Origin of the sequence: Cupriavidus oxalaticus (genome assembly GCF_038900635.1) — a bacterium.
Lineage (GTDB): Bacteria > Pseudomonadota > Gammaproteobacteria > Burkholderiales > Burkholderiaceae > Cupriavidus > Cupriavidus oxalaticus_B.
Map to the genome: position 1 here is coordinate 1 of NZ_JAYMRX010000078.1, position 573 is coordinate 573.

The 573-nt window shown below is 59.7% G+C and carries 1 protein-coding gene; it reads right to left on the reverse strand.

What is annotated here, in order from left to right; all coding sequences use genetic code 11:
* Positions 1-573, reverse strand: a 573-nt coding sequence (gene tnpC / locus VSR71_RS35015) for an IS66 family transposase (protein ID WP_342917909.1), incomplete at both ends; no start/stop codon positions are given.

Below are 573 nucleotides of genomic sequence, written 5' to 3' on the forward strand. Positions count from 1 at the left end.
CGGATCGATGCCGTTGAGTTTGCAGGACCCAATGAGCGAGTACATGGCGGCCGCACGCTCGCCGCCACTGTCGGCGCCGGCGAATAAAAAATTCTTTCGACCCAACGCGACACCGCGCAGCGCATTCTCTGCGATGTTGTTGTCTATCTCTGCCAGGCCATCATCACAGTAGTAGATTAGTGCTTGCCACTGGTTCAGCATGTAATTGATGGCCTTGGTGGTTTCCGACTGCGTCGAGAGTGTCAATAGCCGCTCTCGCAACCACACTTCGAAGTGGTCCAGTAGGGGCCGGGATCTTTGCTGCCGCACCTGTTGACGCACCGCAGGTGGCTTACCCCGGATTTCCGCTTCGATGGCATAGAGATCGCCGATCCGGCGCAATGCCTCCGTGGTGGTCGGCGTTGCCTTGCGGACATGCAGATCGTGCACCTTACGGCGCGCGTGGGCCATACAAGCTGCCTCGCGCACACTGCCATCGGTAAAAACAGCGTTGAAGCCCGCATACGCGTCTGCCTGCAGGATGCCGCGGAAGCCGGCCAGATGCGCTTGGGGATGTTGGCCCTGGCGATTTGG